Here is a 19,158-nt window from a genome sequence, read left to right as displayed (position 1 = left end):
GCGCCACAGGACGACGGCGATGCGCCCACGCGAAGAACCTTCGCCTTAGTTCCGCCGAACATCGTCATTCTTCATGGACGAGACAGGGTTGGAGGAGATCGCTCAATGTCCCAGCATCCACGGCGCCGCGCCGCCGGATTCCAGCGTCGCCCGGCGAGCCTGACGCTAATCGCCGTCGCCGCCCTCATGACCGCCGCCCCGGTCGGCGCCGCGCCCGTTCCGCCGCCTGTGGTGCAGGACGGAACGCCCAGCCCGGCCGCCTGTCGCGAACTCGGCTTCGACCTGTCGCCGCCGTCCCGTGCGCGTCCGCCCGTCCTGCGATCACGGCCGCCCCATCCGGCGCCGCTTGCGCCTCCTCCTCCTCCGCCTCCTCCGCCGCCCGTCACCCTGCCGATCGAAGCGACCAAGAAGGAAGACCGGGTCGAATACGCCGCCCCGCCCCCCACGGTGAACGGCGTGGTCGTCAGCGGGTCGCGCATCGGTCCCTATCCCCCCGGCCCTCCCCTGCCGCCGCGTCCCGTCGATACCGAACGCTATCCCGACGCCACGCTCAATGCGGTCAAGCGCACGGCGGACCAGCCGGTCTCGACCTTCTCCATCGACGTGGACACGGCCGCCTACGCCAACGTCCGTCGCTTCATCGACAACGGCAGGGCTCCGCCGCGCGACGCCGTGCGGGTCGAGGAGATGATCAACTACTTCGACTACGGCTACGCCCGACCGACCTCGGCCGCGCGGCCCTTCGCCGTCACGGCGACCACCACGGCCTCGCCGTGGTCCGAAGGTCGCCGGATCGTCCATGTGGGCCTTCAGGGTTATGAGTTGCCCGAGAACCAGCGCAGCCCGCTGAACCTGACCTTCCTGGTCGACGTGTCCGGTTCGATGAACAGCCCGGACAAGCTGGATCTGGCCAAGCAGTCGATGAACCTGATCATCGACCGCCTGCGGCCCCAGGATCGCGTCGCCGTGGCCTATTACGCCGAGGGCGCCGGCACGACGCTGGCCCCCACCGCCGGGACGCAGAAGCTGAAGCTGCGCTGCGCCGTCGCCTCCTTGCGGGCTTCGGGCGGCACGGCCGGGGCCACCGGCATGACCAACGCCTATGACCAGGCCCAGGCCAGCTTCGGCCGGAACAAGGTCAACCGCATCCTGATGTTCACCGACGGCGACTTCAACGTCGGCGTCACCGACGACAAGCGGCTGGAGGACTACGTCGCCGACAAGCGCAGGACGGGCATCTACCTGTCCGTCTACGGCTTCGGACGCGGCAACTATCAGGACGCCCGGATGCAGGCGATCGCCCAGGCGGGCAACGGAACGGCCGCCTATGTCGACGACCTGAAAGAAGCGCGTCGTCTGTTCGGGCCGATGTTCGACCGTGGCGCCTTTCCCATCGCCGACGACGTGAAGATCCAGGTCGAGTTCAATCCGGCGCGCGTCGCCGAATGGCGGCTGATCGGCTATGAAACCCGCCTGCTGAACGAAGAGGACTTCAGCAACGACGCCGTCGACGCGGGCGAGGTCGGCTCGGGCGCTTCCGTCACGGCCTTGTATGAAATCACGCCCGTCGGCGGGCCGACCCAGATTCCCGAGCGCCGCTACGCCGACAACCGCATCGCGACCGGCGGCGGCGATCCGAACGGCGAATTGGGCTTCATCCAGGTGCGATACAAACAGCCCGGCCAGCAGCGTTCGGAACTGATCCAACAGCCGTTGACCGACCGTTCGCGCGCCGACACTCCGCCCGAGGCGACCCGCTGGGCCCTGGCCGTCGCCGCCTTCGGCCAGAAGCTGCGCGGCGATCCCTGGATGGCGCCGGACTACGGCTGGGATCGGGTGCTGGACCTGGCCCAGGGCGCGCGCGGCGCCGATCCCTACGGCGAGCGGGCCGAGTTCGTGCAACTGGTTCGCGCCGCCCAGAGCCTGCCCGAACGTCGCGAACCCTAGCCTGCCCGCGCCGCCGGAACCGCGACCGCCGGCGCGGGTTCCTTAAGGCCAGGCCGCAACGGCCGCGCCAAGGGAGATGGCCATGAAGATTCGCGACGTGATGAGCAAGGACGTGCAGGTCGCCCGCCCCGAAGACACCCTTCAGAACGTCGCCGGACGCATGGCGGCGGGCGATTTCGGCTTCATCCCCGTGGCCGACGGCGACCGGCTGATCGGCGCCCTGACCGACCGCGACATCGTGGTGCGCGCCGTCGCCTCGGGCGCGGGGCCGGAGGCGCGGGTGCTGGACGTCCTGTCGCGCGACGCCCTGGTGGTGCGGGCCGACGACGACCTGAAGGTCGCGCTGGACCTGATGTCCTCGCGCCAGATTCGCCGCCTGCCTGTGGTGGACAAGGACGGTCGCCTGGTCGGCGTGGTTTCGCTGGGCGACCTGTCGACGCGGGTCAAGGAACGCTACGCCGGCGAGGCGCTGGAAGAGATTTCCCGCCCCGGATGATGACTTAAGGTCTCGCTAACCATCTCGCGGAACCCCGCGATAACGGCTGGCGCGCCATGCTCTCCCCTTGATCGCGAGGGGAGACCGGCATGGCGCGCGCCCAGTTCCAGAAGGGCCAGAAGGTCTGGGTCGAGAGCGTCGGCGTCTGGGCCCAGGTCGAAAAGGTCAACCCTGTCTGGGCCAAGGGCTTCGACGAGCCTGTCCGCATCACTTACGACGTGGGCCTGGGCCGCGAATTCGCCGGCGGCGAATTGCAACTCCCGACGGAGGATCGCGCGGCCACGGCCCTGGGCGACTGGCGCGTCCTGCGCGCCCGAAACAAGTGGCAGGACGCCGCCGACTGCGCCCATCATCCCTTCCCCGGCAGCTATCCGGTCGTCGTCACGGACAAGGCGGACTGGGGCGGCTGGCGCGTGCCGGGCGCGGAATACGACCGCGATCCCCAACGCATCGAATTCCAGTCGCGTCTGATCGCCGCCGCGCCGGAATTGATGGGGCTGGCGCGAGAACTTCTGGCCTCGGTCGCGGAAGCGCCCGAGGACGCCCCGCCGGAGACCGTGCGCCTGGCGCGTCAGGCCCAGACCGTGCTGCGCCGGATCACCGACGTCCTGGCGCCCCCGCCTGAAGCGACGCGGCCCGCCGCCCGCGAAGATGTAACCCTTTCCGAAACCGACGCTTAGCGCCCCGGCGCAGCCTCCGGCCCCGCCGACCCTCGACAGGAGTCTGCGACGCAGCCTAGATTCCGCGTTGAATCGGCACAGGAGGTCGCCTTTGCAGGGCACAGAGCGGCGCAGCTATGGGCCGGGCCGCAGGGCCACGGACCGGCAGGACGCGCGATCCGCGCCCTGGGTGCGCATCCTGGCGCTCGCCGTCGCCCTGGCCTTGGCCGCCTACGCTCTGTTGGTGCTGCGTGAGGCGGACCGTCCGCGCCGTGAAGCCGAAGCCGCTCGCATCGAGGCTCTGGCGCTGGAGGCCCGCCTGGCCGCCTCTCAGGTCGAGGCCCAGGCGGATCGCGCCGCCCTGGCCCTGCGCGCCGGCGCGCGCGCACTGGCCCAGGCCCCCGGTCAACCCGCCGCCGCCCTGGATCAGGCCCGCGCCCTGGCCCCCGAAGCCGCCTTCATGATCCTGAGCGCCGAAGGCCGCGTCCTGGCCGCCAGCGGCGCACGGCTCTCCGCGCCGGCAATCGCCCTTCACGCCGTCCAGTTGGGCGACGACGGCCTGACCCAAAGCGTCACGGCAGCGGGCGGGACGGTGCTTCTGGCCCGCACGCCCCTGCCGTCGCTGAAGGCCACGCTGAAAGACGCCGCCCTGAGCGTCATGCCGTCCGGTCAGACTCCGGCCGAGCCGGGCCGCGCGGTCAAGGGGCCGGACGGTCGGGCGCAGTTGGCGGCCGTCGCCCCCATCGGCGACACGGGCCTGTCAGTCGTCGCCGCACTGCCGCACGCCCATGGCCTGGCCGCCTGGCTCGAAGACGCCTGGGTGCTGGCCGGCCCTCTGCTGCTGGTGGTGCTGATGCTGGCTGTGATCGCAGTGCAAAATTGGCGTCAGATGCGCGCCGGGCGGCGTTGGGCCGAAACCGAGCGACGCTTTCGCGTGGCGGTCGAGGCGGCGCGCTGCGGCGTTTGGGAATGGGACATCGGCCGCGGCGAAATGGTCCTCTCGGACTACATGGCCGCCTTGCTTGAGGTCGAGAACGGGTCGCGTCTGACGACGCAGGCGCTGATGGACCGGGTCCACCCTTCTTATCGCGACGCCCTGCATCAGGCGCTGGACGAGGCCGCCCTGAACGGCGCCTTCGAGGCCGCCTTCCCCGTCCCCTTGAAGTCCGGCAGCATCCGCTGGATCGATGCACGCGGCCAGTCGCGCCAGCCGCGCCGCGACGGCGCTTTCGTCAGCCTGATGGGCGTTGCGCTGGACGTCACCGACGCCCGCCGCACCAAGGCGCAGGCCCAGGCCGCCGAGAGCCGCCTGCGCGACGCCATCGAAAGCGTGTCCGACGCCTTCGTCCTGTTCGACCGGCGCGGGCGGCTGATCCTGTGGAACCAGGGCTTCCAGGACGCCTTCGCCTTTCCGCCGGGCGTGGTGCGGCGCGGCGCCTTGAAGGACGAGCTGACGCGGATCGCCGCAGACGCCATCAAGACCGAACGGCCCTCCGTCGAAGGGCGCGCGGGCGTGCGCGAGGTCGAGTTGAAGGACGGTCGCTGGCTGCAGATGGCTGAACGGTTCACCGGCGACGGCGGCACGGTGGTCATCTGCGCCGACATCACCGTTGTGCGTCGCCAGGAGGCTGAACGCCGCCGCGCCGCCGACGAACTGCGCGCCATGGTCGAGGAACTGGAGGCCAGCCAGGACAAGCTGTCGCTGCTGGCGCGCAAATACGAGGTCGCCATGACCCGCGCCGAGGACGCCAACCGCGCCAAGTCCGAGTTCCTGGCCAATATGAGCCATGAACTGCGCACGCCGTTGAATGCCATCAACGGCTTCTCGGAAATCATGGCGGGCGAGATGTTCGGCCCCCTGGGCGACCATCGCTACAAGGGTTACGCCGCCGACATCCACGCCTCGGGCCAGCACCTGCTCAGCCTGATCAACGACATCCTGGACATGGCCAAGATCGAAGCCGGCAAACTGACGCTCCACTATGAAGTCGTGGCCCTGGACCAGCTGTGCGCCGACGCCGTGCGGCTGATGCGCGGCAAGGCGCTGGAATCACAACTGCGCCTCAGCCTGTCCTGCCCCGACGACCTTCGCGTGGAAGCCGATCAGCGCGGACTGAAGCAGGTGCTGCTGAACCTGATCTCAAACGCCGTGAAGTTCACCCCCGAAGGCGGCGCCGTAAAAGTCAGCGTCGTCCCGCTGAACAATGAGACGATGCGGATCGCCGTCGCGGACACCGGCATCGGAATCTCGGCGCAGGATCTGAGCCGTCTGGCTCAACCGTTTGAACAGGTCGAGGGCCAGCATTCCAAATCGACGCAGGGCACGGGACTGGGCCTCGCCCTGACCAAGTCCCTGATCGAGCTGCATCGCGGCCAGATGACGATCGACAGCGAACCTGGACGCGGCACCACGGTCTGGTTTGATCTGCCCGTGTGCGCTCCCGCAGGCGCTATGGCCCCGCTCGGCGCCCCGATTCAACGGGTTCAGCGGGCGGCCTGATCACCCGCCTGATCCTTGGCCTTTTCCGTCGCCTGCGGCGGCGTCGGATTGCACTTGTCGCGCGATTTCGATTTGTGACGCGACAGAATGGGCGCCAAAGCCTTGCGGTTTTCCGGCGTCAGGCGCCCCAGGGTCTCGACCGCCCCGGCTTCCAGACGGGCGCGTCCACGCATCTCGGACGCGCGAGAGCGTTCCAGTAAGGCTGCGACCGCCACCGCGTCGAAGCTGTCGGACGCCGTCAAGGCAATGGCCTCGCGTCGCGCCGCGCGCGAGTCCTCAAAGTCCGGTCGCGCCTGCAGGGCGTTGGCGCGCAGTTCGCCCTTCACCTGGTCACGAACGGCCGACGGCAGCGCCTCGACCACAGCCCAGACCGGTTCGCTGCGGCCCGGCTTGCGCCCCTCGGCCGCCTGTTCCGCCGCCTTGCGCGACAGCACCCAGGCGGTGCCCCCGCCGACCACGGCGAAGATATTCAAAGCGACCGACGCGGCCAGGGCGATCTTCAGACCCTTATTCATGCTTATCTCCCCAGGCCTGCGGCCAGGATTTCTGCGTCGTCAGGCGCCGTCAGACTGGCCTGATAAAGCACGGTGTCGGCGCGGGTCTCAGCCGTCATCTGACCGGTCAGCACTATGCCGAAGGCCACGCCCGCACAGGCCGCCGCCGCCCAGCCTGCGCCCGACATCCAGGCCAGAGGCCCCAGCCCGCGCCGGCGTTGTCCCAGGCGCGCGCCCGCAGCATCGGCGATGACCCGCTCACGCAGCGCATGCGACGGCGCCTGGCGCGGCGCGGCGTCCAGGAAGGCGTCCACCAGGTCGGCCTCGGTCAGCACGACACCGGCGCGCGGATCAGCGGCCATCAGCAGCCGCGCCGCCTCGCGCTCGGCCTCGGGCCAGCGTCGCAGGTCTGCGCCATAGGCGTCGGCCAGATACTCAAAACGTTCCAGGTTCATCGTCGTCATCTTCAGCCCCCTATCTCCCCATCGCCTTCGCAGCGCCATGCGGCGCCATGTCCGCGAGCGCCGTCCGCAACGCCCGTCGCCCGCGCGACAACAGGCTTTCCAGCGCCTCGACGCTGATCTCCATCAGGGCGGCCGCCTCGATATTGCCGAGCTCCTGATAGTGGCACAGGACGATGGCCTCGCGTTGGCGCTCAGGCAGGCGAGCCAGCGCGCTTTCAACCCGGACCCCGGTCTCGGCGGCCAGCAGGCCCCGGTCCGGCGCCGGGCCCTCGTCGATTCCATCCGGCGGCATGTCGGTCGCGATCTCGCGCCGTCGCCGCAGCCGGTCGTAGCAGAGGTTCAGGGCCACCCGATGCAGCCAGGTGTCGAAGCGCGCCTGCCCCGGCGTCCAGCGCGGCGCCTGCCTCCAGGCTCTGAGCATCGCTTCTTGGGCCACGTCCTCAGCCTCCGTCGCATCGCCCAGCATTCGCTGGGCGAGCGACAACATGCGCGGCAGTTTGCGTGCGACCATGGCCTGAACGGCTGCAGGATCGCCCGCGCCTACGCGCTTCACCAGGTCCTCGTCGGGGTCGGCGGTCTTCGCCAATCACGCCTCTTTGGTCGGCCGAGAAAAGGGCGAGCGGTCCATCCGCCGTCCCCGACATCACCTTACTCCGAAACCGGCGCCGAAGGCGACGCCGGGCGCGGCTCGCGCCTCTGACGCATCTCGGCGCGGCCCGCCTGCATGGCGGCGCGGCGCTCCTCCACCGTCAGCGTTCCATCGCGATTCGCGTCCATGCGGGCGAAGGTCTCGGCCGCCTTGCGTTCAACCTCGGCGATGGCGATGGGGAAGCGGTCAGCCTCGCCGCGCATGTTCCGACCGCGCATGTCACGCCCCTGTCCTGCGTCCCGGCGCGCATGGCCCCAACGGCCGCCGCGTTCACGACCATCCCCCCGCATCTGCTGGCGGGGAGCCTCGAATTCGGCGCGGCTGACGGCGCCGTTCTTGTCCGCGTCCAGCCGGTCGAACTGGGCGGCGCGACGTTCGGCGCGGCGCGCCTGAGCGTGCGCGTGCATCTCCTCGGCCGTGACCTGGCCGTCGCGGTTCGCATCTGCGGCGCGCAGCCGCTCGACGCGGCGCTGAACGAAGTCGGCCTGAGTGACCGGCTGGGCCATACGCGCCTGGCGCTGGGGCGCCGTTCCGGGGGCCGTGGTCTGTGCGGCGGCAACCCCGCCCAGCGTCAACAGCAAGACGGAAACAGCGGCGGCGGCGAATGTGGTCTTCATCTCGATGGTCTCCTGGGGCGAAGCCGCCCCGAAAGCATCCCTGTCGAGAGATTGAACGCGATCCGGATCAGTTTCCGTCGCGGATAGGGGGCAGGACCGCATCGAACGCCCGCCGCGCCCGCATCCGCAGATCAATCAGGCGCGCTTTCAGCGTATCGAAATCGGGCGCGCCTATCGTGGCGGCCAGGCGCTTCTGAAAGCCTGACGGCTCCTGATCCGGGTCGTTCCTGTCCTCGAAGGCGCAGGCCGTCAGTTGCGACAACTGCTGATGCGTGCGCCAGCTGTCAGCCAGGATCGGGTCATCCTTCAGCGCCTCAAGCGTCGAGACGGTCAACGGTCGGCCGGCGGCGGCGGCCGTCAGCTGACGATACTGGCCGACGAACTCCGCATCCACCTGCGCGCCCGCCGACAGCTTCAGATCCCAGAACCCCTTGGGTCGCCGCTCGCGGTCCATCAGGTCGCGCATGGCGCGTACGTCGTGCGCCACGTCAACGCCCGGTCGAGGCCGCCGCAAGGCTTCCTCCAGCGCCGTCGTGACGCGCGGACCGAACGTCGCATCACTGGCCCAGACCACCCGGGCGCGCGTCAGGGCCATGAACTCCCATGTGTCCGCCTCTTCTGCGTAATAGGCCTGTAACGTCTCCAGCCGCACCGACACCGGCCCCTTGGAGCCGGTCGGCCGCAATCGCATGTCCACCTCATACAGGCCGCCTTCGGCCGTATGAGCCGACAGGGCCGCGATGAGCCGCTGGGTGAAGCGGCCGTAGAAGGTCTCGGCGCTCCAGCCGCGCCCGGCGGACACCGCCTCGGGCGGCGCCGCATAGACGGTCATCAGATCCAGATCGGACCCCGCCGTCATCTCACGCGACCCGGCCTTGCCCAGGGCCACCACGGCGACCGCGCCGTCGAAGGCCCCGCCCATTCGCTCAGCCTCGGCCAGGGCCGCCGGGGCCAGCCCCTTCATGCAGGCGTCGGCCAGGGAGGTGTAGGTCAGCCCGGCCTGCTCGGCCGTGGTCCGGCCGGTGACGACATGCATGCCGATGCGGAAGGTCTGTTCGCGGTGCAGACGGCGCACGGCGTTCATGGCCCCTTCGAAATCGCCGGCCTCATGCGCCTCGCGCACCACCTGATCGGCCAGGCCGGTGTCGGTGCCCAGGGCCGTCATGAAGCGCGCGTCCAGCACCCCGTCCAGGGCCTGCGGCTGACGCCCCAACGCCCGCGCCAGTCGCGGCGCGAAGGCCATGACCCCGACCACCAGGTCGAACAGCTTGGGCTGGTTCAGGAACAGGGCCTGCACCTGCACCCCGGCGCTGAGGCCCGAGAAGAAGACGGCGAACCGGCGGAAGGCCGCGTCCGGCGCCCCCGTCTTGGCCACCGCCGTCAGCAGTTGCGGCGCCAGGCGGGTGAACAGCTCTCGCCCCCGCGCCGTGCGCGTGGCCTGGATGCGGCCGTGGTGCCAGCTGCGGATCGTGTCGGACACCGTGGCGGGTTCGGAAAAGCCCATGCGCGCCAGGGTCTCCAGCGTGCCGGGGTCGTTCTCCACCCCCGTAAACACCAGGCTGCCGTAGGGCGAGGACAGGTCTTCGCCGCCCTCGAACAGTTCGCCATAGCGGGCGTTGACCCGCACCAGCAGGCGCTCGATTTCGGCGTCGAAGGCCGCCAGATCGCCCTGCCCCGCCAGGGCCGCCACATCGGCGCGACGTTCGGGATCGACGGGCAGGATGTGGGTCTGTTCGTCCGCCAGCATCTGCGCCCGATGCTCCAGCGCGCGCAACTCGACATAGGCGGCGCGCAGTTCATCGCGCGCCTCGGGCGCGACGTGGCCGGCGGCGCTCAGGGCGTCCAGCGCCTCCAGGGTGCGCGGCGAACGCAGGGACCGGTCGCGGCCGCCCAGGATCAGTTGCTGGGTCTGAACGTAGAATTCGATCTCGCGGATGCCGCCCCGACCCAGCTTCAGATTGGCGCCCGCCGCCTCCAGTCCTTCGCCGGTCTTATGAACGTGAATCTGCTTCTTGATCGACTGGATGTCGAGCACCGCCTGATAGTCCAGGCTGCGCCGCCAGATGTAAGGGACGAGCGCCTTCAGGAAGTCGACGCCGTCTGCCGCATCCCCGGCGCAGACGCGGGCCTTGATGAAGGCCGCCCGCTCCCAGTTCTGGCCGACGGATTCATAGTAGGCCAGCGCCATCGGCGCCGCGACCACGGGCGGGGTCGAGGACGGATCAGGCCGCAGCCGCAGATCGACCCGGAAGACGTAGCCGTCCGCCGTCCGTTCGGCCAGCAGGGCGGTCAGCCCCTGCGCCAGGCGGTTGACGAAGCCCTGCATCTCCACGCCCTCGGCCAGCGCCGTTTCCAGCGCCTCCGGCTCGTAGAAGAGCGACAGGTCGATGTCCGAGGAATAGTTCAGCTCGAACGCCCCGCCCTTGCCCATGGCCAGGACGAACAGGCCCGGCACCGGCCCGCGCGGATCGTCAGGCGCCGAGATCAACCGCCCGCGCCTGCGCCAATCGTCGGCCGTGATCCTCAGCGCCGCCCGCGCCGCCGCATCGGCGAAGCGCGACAGGGCGCCCGTCACCTGATCCAGATCCCAGACCCCGCCCAGATCGCACAGCGCCGTCAGCAGATGCAGTTCCGCCTTCAGCCAGCGCAGCGGCGCCTTGGCTTCGTCCGGCGCGCCGGTCAGGGCGTCGGTCGCCGCCAGAATCTCCGCCAGCCGCGCTTCGGGATCGGCGTCCAGCGTTCGCCGCAGCCGATCCGGCCAGCGCCGCGCCAAGCCCGCCAGATAGGGCGAGGCGGCGAAGACCGGCGTCAGCGCCGTCCATGCCGCATCCAGCGGCGCGCGCCAGCCGTCGGCGTCCGCCGCCTCGGCCAGACGTTCATGCAGGCGCGCCGCCGCCTCGGCGTCGCGCACGGGACCGCACGGGCGCAACCGCGTCGCCAACACTTCGCTCACGCCTCAGCCTCAAGCGCCCGGCTGGCGGCGGGCAGGATCAGGGCCACGCGCAGGCCCGGCCCGCGCCCGTCATAGACGCCCGGCCCCTCGTCCAGTTGGATGCGCCCGCCGTGCGCCTCGGCCACCGCCGTCACCAGCGACAGACCCAGGCCCGACCCCGGCTCGGTGCGGCTGTTGTCCAGACGGACGAAGCGTTGCAGCACGCGCTCGCGATCCTCGTCCGGCACGCCCGGCCCGTTGTCGGTGACGGAAAACTCCACATCGCCCGACGAACGGCGGCGCGCGCGGAACATCACCGCCCCGCCCTCCGGCGTATATTTGATGGCGTTGTCGATCAGATTGGCCAGCGCCTGGGCCAGGAAGGGCTGATTGCCCTCGATCATCAGCCCCTTCTCGATCTCGGCGGCGAACTCCAGTCCCTTGTCCTCGCCCGCCGGTTCGTACAGCTCGGCCATGTCGGCGGCCAGGTCGGCGGCGTCGAACACCTTAGGATCCGGCGCCCCGCCCGCCTGCAGACGGGCGATGGCCAGCACGGTGTTGAAGGTCTTCAGCAGGGCGTCCGCCTCGTCCAGCGCCACGCTGAGGGCGTCGACGCCCGATGTCCGCCCCGCCTCGGCGTCGATCAGGGCGACCTCCATCTTGGCCTTCATCCGGTTCAGCGGGGTGCGCAGGTCATGGGCGATGGCGTCGCCCGCGTGGCGGATCGAGGCCATCGAGCCCTCCAGCCGGTCCAGCATCCCGTTCAGCCCCTCGGCCAGTTCGTCCAGCTCGTCGCCGGAGTGGCGGATCGGGACGCGCGTCTTCAGGTCGCCCTCCTGCACCGCCGCCACCACGCGGTTCAGACCGGCCATGGCGCGCTCGACGCCCCGGCTGATCCACAGCCCGCCGCCGACGCCCAGCACCAGCACCATGACCATCGCCCCCCACAGGGCCTGGGTCAGCCGCGCCAGATAGGCTTCGATGTCTCCGATGTCCTCTCCCACGAACAGGTGCTCGCCGCCGGACAGGGTCATCTCCACGCCGATGGCCCCGCGACGGCGCACGCGGCCGTCCTCGTCCGTATCGGTCAGCCGGAAGTCGTCCCAGCGCGCAGTGGACGGCGGCGCGTCTTCCCTGGGCGGATCCAGCGGCGATTCCGAGACATTGCCGGTAATGACCGAACGATCCGGCGCCATCAGCAGATAGAGGTAGGGCCCGCCCTTCAGCGTGCGCTCAACCAACACCTGATTCAGGGCGTCGCGGCCCCGGGTGCGATAGACGGCCGTCAGCCCCTCGACCTCGGCCTTGACGCTGGCCTCGGCCCGCGCCCGCGCCTCGGACGCCGAGGCGAAGTAGACATAAGCCAGCACCGCACTGGCCGTCGCCACGAACAGCGCCAGAAACAGCAGCGTCAGCCGGAAGGGCGTCCGTCGAAAGAGCGAGGGCAGTTTCACTTCAGCTTTCTCCCTCCCCTTCATGGGGAGGGTGGTCGCGCAGCGACCGGGTGGGGCGGGCTTCAAGCGCGCCCATGATCCCCGCCATCACGCCGTCGAGATCATCGCGAACAGCGACGTTGTCGAACCTCAGCGTCGTGAACCCTTCGCCTGCCAGCACGGCGTCTCTCACCCTGTCTTTGTTCGCCTGCGCCTCGACCACATGAGTGACGCCGTCAACCTCTATGACCAAACGCCGATCAAAGCAGACGAAGTCGAGATAATAGCCTCGAAACGGCGCCTGCCGCCGAAAATGAAACCCTTGAGCGCGAAACAGCTTTAACTGCGTCCACAACCGCGCCTCGGGCGGCGTCAGCGATTTCCGCATGGCGCGGGCCCGGGCGATGATCGCCATCGTCTTCAAGCCCTCCCCACCCGTCCGGCTGCGCCGGCCACCCTCCCCATGAAGGGGACGGAGAAAGATTCAAGCCTCCAGCCGGTACCCCGCGCCGCGCACGGTCTGCAGCATGGCCTTGTCGAAGCCCTTGTCGATCTTGGAGCGCAGGCGGCTGATGTGGACGTCGATGACGTTGGTCTGTGGGTCGAAGTGGTACTCCCAGACCTTCTCCAGCAGCATGGTCCGCGTCACCGACTGGCCGGCGTGGCGCATGAGGAATTCCAGCAGTTGGAACTCACGCGGCTGCAGGTCGATCTCCTGGCCGTCGCGGTGGACGGTGCGGGCGATCAGGTTCATCTCCAGGTCGCCGACCTTAAGCACGGTCTGGACCCCGCCCGTCTCGCGGCGGCGCGACAGGGCCTCGACCCGCGCGACCAGTTCGGCCAAGGCGTAGGGCTTGACCAGATAGTCGTCGGCGCCCGCCTTCAGACCCGTGACGCGATCCTCGACCTCGCCCAGGGCGGACAGGAACAGGACCGGCGTCTGATCGCCGCCCTTGCGGATGGTCTCGACCATGCCGACGCCGTCCAGGCGCGGCATCATGCGGTCCACGACATAGACGTCGTAGCCGCCCTTCTGCGACTCAAGCAGGCCGAAGGCGCCGTCCACCGCATGGGTGACTTCGTGCCCGGCCTCGCTGAGGCCGCGCACCATGGCGGTCGCGGCTTCAGCGTCGTCCTCAACCACCAGAATACGCATGCAGCCTCCCAAAAAAGATTCGGCGGCGATGTTAGCGCATCGCCGCCGATCTCGTGAGTTACGCCTTATTCAGACTTGGCGAAGGGCAGAACCACCGAAGAGTTGCCCGCCGGGGTTCGCACCAACAGGAAGACCCCCGGCCGCCCCGCCGCCCGCGCCGCGTCGACAGCCGCCTTCAGATCGGCCTCGGTGCGGACCACGCGGTTGTTGGCGCGCTGGATGACCGTACCGACCGGCATCCGCATCTTGCCTGCTTCCGAACGCGGAGCGACGGCGGTGACCACCACGCCCTGCATATCCTCCGGTATCGAGTAGCGCTGACGCAGGGCCGCAGTGATCGGCGTCACCGTCATGCCCTCGATCGACTGGCCGACAGCTGCGCCATCCTCGCCCGGTTGCTGAGCGCCCGAATCCTGGCCGCCGTTCAGTTCGGCTTCCGACGGACGGGTGCCCGCGCGGATGTTCAACGTCTGGCGCTTGCCGTCGCGTAGAACTTCCAGCCGCAGCGTGTCGCCGGGCTTGGCGCGGGCCACGCGGCGAGTCAGTTCGGTCGAGCTGTCGACCGCATCGCCGTTAACGCTGACGACCACGTCGCCGATCTGCATTCCGCCACGTTCGCCAGGGGCCCCGGCCGTCACCTCGGCGACATAGGCACCCTTGGTGTCTTCGCTCAGCCCCAGGGCGGCCGCCGCATCCTTGGACAGGGTCTGGATCTGAACGCCCAGATAGCCGCGCTCGACGCTTTCGCCGCGCATCAGCTTGTCGGTGACAGCCTTGGCCGTGGTCGCCGGAATGGCGAAGCCGATGCCGACCGAGCCGCCCGACGGCGAGAAGATCGCCGTGTTCACGCCGATCACGCGGCCATAGATGTCGAAGGTCGGTCCGCCCGAGTTGCCCCGGTTGATGGCGGCGTCGATCTGCAGATATTCGTTGTAGCCGGCCGGATCGATGTCGCGCGACTTGGCCGAGACGATGCCCGCCGTCGCCGTGCCGCCCAGGCCGAAGGGGTTGCCCACGGCGATGACCCAGTCGCCGACGCGCGGCTCGGCGGATTCTTCAAAGCTGACGAAGGGGAAGGCCGAACCCTCGACCTTGATGACCGCCAGGTCGGTGCCCTCGTCGCGGCCGATCAGTCTGCCCTTCAACTCGCGGCCGTCGCTGAACTTGACGTTGATCTCCTCGGCGTTCTCGACGACGTGGTTATTCGTCACGATGAAGCCGTCAGCCGAGATCAGGAAGCCCGAACCGGCGCCCAGGGCCGTGGTCGAGTTGTCTTCGCCTTCCTCGCCCGAGCCGCCCGGCGCGCCGGGGATGGGCACGGCGCCGAAGCCGGGGATCTGGAACACGCCGCCGCGCGGGCGCTGGACGCGGGTCTTCACGTCGATCTGCACCACGGCGGGGGCGACCTGCTGGAAGATGTCGGCGAAGCTGAGCGGCGCGCCCTGGGGCGGGGCGAAGGCCAGCGCTCCGGCCCCGGCCGAGGGAACCAGCTGTCCGACCTTGGCGGCGGGCGCGGCGTTGGCGCCCGGCCAGGTGATGACCCCGCCCGCCGTCGCGGCGGCGGCGAAGGTCAGGCCGACAGCGGCCCCCAGAATGAACTCCTTGCGTTTCAGCATCGTCGTCCTTGCAGTCTTTACTGGCGGATACGGAAAAGCTCCGTTCGCCCATGGATATAGGGCGTTACGGCTCAAGCCAATGCACGCCGTCGCGATGATTGTTCCTGATCGTCGTTCGACGTGTGGCGCGTCTGCGTCAGGAAGGCGGCGAAAGGCTTTCCAAATGGACAGGAGCCAGCCCCTTCTCTCCGTTCACCCTGGCGGACGCCGGGGCTCAGTGAGAACATCATCCGCCACGTTTACACCCAAAGACCTGGATCCCGGCGTCCGACGGGATGAGCGGGAGATAGGGCGTAGCTCAGCGCCCCGCTTCGTCGTCCGCCGTCAGGGCGGCCAGGGCGCGTTCTTCTTCCGGCGTCAGGGGCGCGGCCTCGCCCGCACTGCGCCGACGCGCCCGCAGGACCAGCACCACGCCCGCCCCCGCCGCCAGGGCGAAGGGGCCGAACCACAACAGCCAGGTGCCGATCCGCAGCGGCGGCTGGAACAGCACATAGTCGCCATAGCGGCGCAGCAGGTCGGCCTTGATCTCGTCGTCGGTCTTTCCGGCGGCGATCTGTTCGCGCACCAGGCCGCGCAGGTCGGCGGCGATGCCGGCCGGGCTGTCGGCGATGGATTCGTGCTGGCAGACGACGCAGCGGATATCGCCGAACAGGGCGCGGGCGCGGGCTTCGTCAGCCGGGTCGGTCAGCGGCCGGTCGGGCGCAGGCGGCGGCTCGGCCAGCGCGGGCGCGGCGGCGCCGGCCAGCAGGACGACGGCGAACAGGGCGGCGGCGCGCCTCACGCCTGCGCCTCGACTGGCTCGCTCGGCTGGGCGGCCTTCTTCACGCGCGAACCCGCCCCGACGCGCAGGCGCCGGTCCAGCAGGGAGATCAGTCCGCCCAGCGCCATCAGAGCCGGTCCCAGAAAGATCAGCCGCGCCCACGGGTTGTAGTAGATGCGCACGATCCAGGCGCGCTCGCCGTCGTCGGTCGCCGCGCGGTCGCCCATGACCGCGTAGACATCGTCCAGACCGCGGAAGTCGAGGCCGACCTCGGTCGTCGTCTGGCCGCCCGCCGGGAAGAAGCGGCGCTCGGCGGTGATGACGCGCTCGGGCGCGCGGCCGTCGACCGGCATGATGGTCAGACGGCCCTGCTCGGCCAGGTAGTTCGGACCTTCGATGACCTGAACCGCATCCAGCCGCGCCTTCCACGGCCCCGCCGCGACTTCCCCGCCCAGCGGCAGGGCGAGCGCGGCCTCGGCCTTGAAGCTGGTCTCGACCACGGCCCCCAGGATGAAGACGCCCAGCCCCGCGTGGGCCAGCGCCATGCCCCAGGCGCCCAGCGGCAAGCCCTTGGCCCGGCGCAGGGTCTCGGCCAAGGGCGCGCGCAACGCCTTGGTGCGCACGCCCAGCTCCGCCAGCGCGCCGCAGATCAGCCACGCCCCGACGCCCAGGCCTGCGGCGGCCAGCGCCTTCTTCGGCTCGAACAGGAAGAAGGCGGCGAAGGCGGCGGCGATGGCCAGGGCGGCGGCCAGCCACAGGCGCTGCAAGGCCCCCTTCAGATCGCCCCGCTTCCACGCCAGCAACGGCCCGGCGGGCAGGATCAGACAGGCCACGATCATCAACGGGTTGAAGACGGCGTTGAAATAGGGCGGGCCGACCGAGATGGTCGCCCCCGTCGCGCCCTCCAGAATGAGCGGATAAAGGGTGCCCAACAGCACCGTCGCCGCCGCCGCCGTCAGAAACAGGTTGTTCAGCACCAGCGCGCCTTCGCGGCTGACCGGGGCGAAGGCGGCGCCTGAGCGGATGGCCGGGGCGCGAAGGGCGAACAGGATGAAGGCCGCGCCCGCAGCCACGCCCAGAATGGCCAGCAGCATCATCCCCCGCTGGGGATCGACGGCGAAGGCGTGGACGGAGGTCAGCACGCCCGAGCGCACCAGGAAGGCGCCCAGCATGGAGAAGGTGAAGGCCAGAATGGCGAGAAAGACCGTCCAGCCCGCCAGCGCCCCGCGCCGCTCGGTGACGATGGCCGAGTGCAGCAGGGCCGCGCCCGCCAGCCACGGCATGAAGCTGGCGTTCTCGACCGGATCCCAGAACCACCAGCCGCCCCAGCCCAGTTCGTAATAGGCCCAGAAGGAGCCCAGGGCGATGCCGACGGTCAGCAGGGCCCACGACGCCAGCGCCCACGGCCGCACCCAGCGGCCCCAGGCCGGATCGACGCGCTTCTCGATCAGGGCGGCGACCGCCAGCGAGAAACAGACCGAAAAGCCGACATAGCCGCCGTAGAGCAGCGGCGGGTGCACCGCCAGCGCCGGATCCTGCAACAGGGGGTTCAGCGACGCGCCCTGCACCGGCGCCGGGTCCAGCCGGAAGAAGGGGTTGGAGGTGAAGGCGGCGAAGGCCAGGAACAGGCTCGACAGAGCCGCCTGCACCGCGACGGCCGAGGTCTTCAGCCCGAACGGCAGGCCGCGCGCCAGCGCCAGCGCCCCGCCGAAGACCGTCATCACCAGACACCACAGCAACAGGGAGCCTTCATGGCTGCCCCAGGCGGCGGCGACCTTGTAGAAGACCGGCTTGTCGGTGTGGCTGTTCATGGCCACGTTCGACACCGAGAAGTCCGACACCACGAAGGCGTAGATCAGGGCGGCGAAGGCCAGGGCGATCGCCGCGGCCGAGGCCAGCATGGCGCCGCCCCCCGCCCCGGCCAGCACCGGGCTGAGCCGCAGACGGCCCGCCGTGGTCAGCGCCAGGCTGAGCACCGACAGCACCAGCGCCAGGATCAGGGCGAAGGCGCCCAGTTCGACGATCAAGGCTTAGGCCCCCTGCTGCACGGTCGCCGCTGCGACGGCGGGCGCCGTCGCATCGTCAGGCCGCCACTCGCCCTTTTCCTTCAGCCGGTCGGCGACTTCGCGCGGCATATAGGTCTCGTCGTGCTTGGCCAGCACCTGACTGGCCTCGAAGGTGCGGTCGGGACGGAAGGCGCCCTGCGCCACGATGCCCTGCCCCTCGCGGAACAGGTCGGGCAGGTCGCCGTGATAGATCACCTGCGCCGTCGCGCCGTTGTCGGTGACGACGAAGACGACCGAGCCGTCGGCGGCCTTGTGCACGCTGCCCGCCTCGACCAGACCGCCCAGACGGATCATCTGACCGGCCGGAACCTTCTGCGGCGTCACCTCCGAGGGGGAATAGAAGAAGGTCACATTGTCCTTCATCGCCCACAGCGACAGGCCGACGGCCAGAGCCAGCACCGGCGCCGCAGCGATGACGACCCACAGGCGGCGGCGCGCCTTGGGCGATTTGGGCAACCAGCTCATGTCGACGATCCGGGGACGGCGGAAAACACCACCGCGTATAGGACGAGGTTAAGGGCGGGCCAACGGCTCATAGGGCGGCCTCGGCCAGGCGGTTCTGCAGGTCGGCGCGACGCGGATCCGACGACGCCAGCACGGCGATCAGGGGCGTCCACATGGCCTCGGCCTCGGCCCGGTCGCCGCGCGCCAGGGCGGCCTCGCCCAGATAGAAGCGCGCGCCCAGCTGGTCGGGGTCCAGCTTGACCGCCTGGCGGAAGGCCGCCTCGGCGTCGCCGTCGACCGCACCGTCATTGGCCCGCACCAGGCTCTCGCCCAGACGCGCCCAGCTCTGGGCGTCGTCCGGCTGTATGGCCAGGGCGCGGCGGAAGGCCGAAGCCGCGCCGATGGGGTCGCCCGCCTCGAACCGGGCGGCGCCCAGCATGGTCAGGGCCAGGCGGTCATCTGGCCGGTCCTTGACCACCTGTCCCAGCACGGCCGCGACCTGCGCCGGCTCCAGCGCCTCGGGCGTCGAGGCCCATTCGCGCACGCGGGTCTCATAGGCCTGATCCTTCATGCCGGGCGCGCCGAAGACGACATAGAGGCCCAGCGACGCGGCGGCCGCGGCTCCGATCCCCCCCAGCACCCAATAGCGGTCGGCCGGGCGCGACACCGGACGGCGATCCGCGCGGTGGGCGGCCAGCAGGCGACGCCCGGCCTCGGCTCGCGCGGCGGTCCAGCTCGCCTCGTCCAGCAGGCCCCGCGCCTTCAACCGGTCCAGCTCGGCCAGTTCGCGCGCGCCCGCATCACGATCCGCCACGCTCTCGGCCTCCGCCCCGCGTCGCGCGGCGGACAGCACCGCCAGGCCCGCCAGCGCCGTCGCCAGGGCCGTCATGATCCAGAAGATCGTCATGGCCGCCGCTGTAGCGGA

General features: G+C 70.1%; 17 protein-coding genes. 4 read left to right on the top strand and 13 right to left on the bottom strand.

Annotated features, from left to right (window positions below; all coding sequences use genetic code 11):
• Positions 1 to 105: 105 nt before the first annotated feature.
• From ABC419_RS04870 to ABC419_RS04855, 4 genes are all read left to right on the top strand, one after another.
• Positions 106 to 1,947 carry a vWA domain-containing protein gene (locus tag ABC419_RS04870; RefSeq protein WP_412876172.1) on the top strand — a complete coding sequence of 614 codons (1,842 nt, stop codon included), beginning with the start codon at positions 106 to 108 and terminating at the stop codon, positions 1,945 to 1,947.
• Between the two features lie 82 nt (positions 1,948 to 2,029).
• On the top strand, positions 2,030 to 2,443 hold the full coding sequence (locus tag ABC419_RS04865) for a CBS domain-containing protein (RefSeq protein ID WP_125900616.1): 414 nt from the start codon (positions 2,030 to 2,032) through the stop codon (positions 2,441 to 2,443).
• 89 nt (positions 2,444 to 2,532) lie between these two features.
• Positions 2,533 to 3,123 carry a hypothetical protein gene (locus tag ABC419_RS04860; protein WP_200215649.1) on the top strand — a complete coding sequence of 197 codons (591 nt, stop codon included), beginning with the start codon at positions 2,533 to 2,535 and terminating at the stop codon, positions 3,121 to 3,123.
• A 91-nt stretch (positions 3,124 to 3,214) separates the two neighbouring features.
• Complete coding sequence (locus tag ABC419_RS04855) at positions 3,215 to 5,602, top strand: PAS domain-containing sensor histidine kinase (RefSeq protein WP_412876173.1); 2,388 nt, start codon at positions 3,215 to 3,217, stop codon at positions 5,600 to 5,602.
• Here the strand turns inward: ABC419_RS04855 and ABC419_RS04850 are convergent.
• The 13 genes from ABC419_RS04850 to ccmI form a co-directional block, all read right to left on the bottom strand.
• On the bottom strand, positions 5,587 to 6,117 hold the full coding sequence (locus ABC419_RS04850; protein WP_412876174.1) for a periplasmic heavy metal sensor: 531 nt from the start codon (positions 6,115 to 6,117) through the stop codon (positions 5,587 to 5,589). The genes ABC419_RS04855 and ABC419_RS04850 overlap by 16 nt on opposite strands.
• A gap of 2 nt (positions 6,118 to 6,119) precedes the next feature.
• A complete protein-coding gene (locus ABC419_RS04845) occupies positions 6,120 to 6,560 on the bottom strand; it encodes a hypothetical protein (protein WP_412876175.1) in 441 nt (146 codons plus the stop codon).
• Between the two features lie 10 nt (positions 6,561 to 6,570).
• Positions 6,571 to 7,146, bottom strand: coding sequence for an RNA polymerase sigma factor (locus ABC419_RS04840; protein ID WP_368923605.1), 576 nt, complete (start codon positions 7,144 to 7,146; stop codon positions 6,571 to 6,573).
• A gap of 62 nt (positions 7,147 to 7,208) precedes the next feature.
• Positions 7,209 to 7,826 (bottom strand): EF-hand domain-containing protein, encoded by a 618-nt coding sequence (locus ABC419_RS04835; protein WP_412876176.1) that lies wholly within the window; start codon positions 7,824 to 7,826, stop codon positions 7,209 to 7,211.
• Positions 7,827 to 7,893: 67 nt separating this feature from the next.
• Positions 7,894 to 10,779, bottom strand: a complete 2,886-nt coding sequence (locus ABC419_RS04830) for a bifunctional [glutamine synthetase] adenylyltransferase/[glutamine synthetase]-adenylyl-L-tyrosine phosphorylase (protein WP_412876177.1) — start codon at positions 10,777 to 10,779, stop codon at positions 7,894 to 7,896.
• Entirely contained in the window at positions 10,776 to 12,212 is a 1,437-nt protein-coding gene (locus ABC419_RS04825) for a sensor histidine kinase (protein WP_200167110.1), read from the bottom strand. Before ABC419_RS04825 ends, ABC419_RS04830 begins: the two co-directional genes overlap by 4 nt.
• Before the next feature lies 1 nt (position 12,213).
• Positions 12,214 to 12,606, bottom strand: a complete 393-nt coding sequence (locus ABC419_RS04820; protein WP_412876178.1) for an endonuclease domain-containing protein — start codon at positions 12,604 to 12,606, stop codon at positions 12,214 to 12,216.
• Positions 12,607 to 12,675: 69 nt separating this feature from the next.
• A complete protein-coding gene (locus ABC419_RS04815; RefSeq protein WP_292055863.1) occupies positions 12,676 to 13,347 on the bottom strand; it encodes a response regulator transcription factor in 672 nt (223 codons plus the stop codon).
• A gap of 65 nt (positions 13,348 to 13,412) precedes the next feature.
• A complete protein-coding gene (locus ABC419_RS04810) occupies positions 13,413 to 14,963 on the bottom strand; it encodes a Do family serine endopeptidase (protein ID WP_412876179.1) in 1,551 nt (516 codons plus the stop codon).
• A 298-nt stretch (positions 14,964 to 15,261) separates the two neighbouring features.
• Positions 15,262 to 15,744 carry a cytochrome c-type biogenesis protein gene (locus ABC419_RS04805; protein ID WP_289648075.1) on the bottom strand — a complete coding sequence of 161 codons (483 nt, stop codon included), beginning with the start codon at positions 15,742 to 15,744 and terminating at the stop codon, positions 15,262 to 15,264.
• Positions 15,741 to 17,750 (bottom strand): heme lyase CcmF/NrfE family subunit, encoded by a 2,010-nt coding sequence (locus tag ABC419_RS04800; RefSeq protein ID WP_412876180.1) that lies wholly within the window; start codon positions 17,748 to 17,750, stop codon positions 15,741 to 15,743. Before ABC419_RS04800 ends, ABC419_RS04805 begins: the two co-directional genes overlap by 4 nt.
• A 3-nt stretch (positions 17,751 to 17,753) precedes the next feature.
• Positions 17,754 to 18,254 (bottom strand): cytochrome c maturation protein CcmE, encoded by a 501-nt coding sequence (ccmE, locus tag ABC419_RS04795; protein ID WP_412876181.1) that lies wholly within the window; start codon positions 18,252 to 18,254, stop codon positions 17,754 to 17,756.
• A 67-nt stretch (positions 18,255 to 18,321) separates the two neighbouring features.
• A complete protein-coding gene (ccmI, locus tag ABC419_RS04790; RefSeq protein ID WP_412876182.1) occupies positions 18,322 to 19,140 on the bottom strand; it encodes a c-type cytochrome biogenesis protein CcmI in 819 nt (272 codons plus the stop codon).
• Positions 19,141 to 19,158 lie beyond the last annotated feature (18 nt).

The organism is Brevundimonas phoenicis, assembly GCF_047237745.1.
Lineage (GTDB): Bacteria > Pseudomonadota > Alphaproteobacteria > Caulobacterales > Caulobacteraceae > Brevundimonas.
The sequence above is the reverse complement of the archived record's forward strand: the minus strand, read 5'-3'. Positions and strand labels throughout refer to the sequence as shown.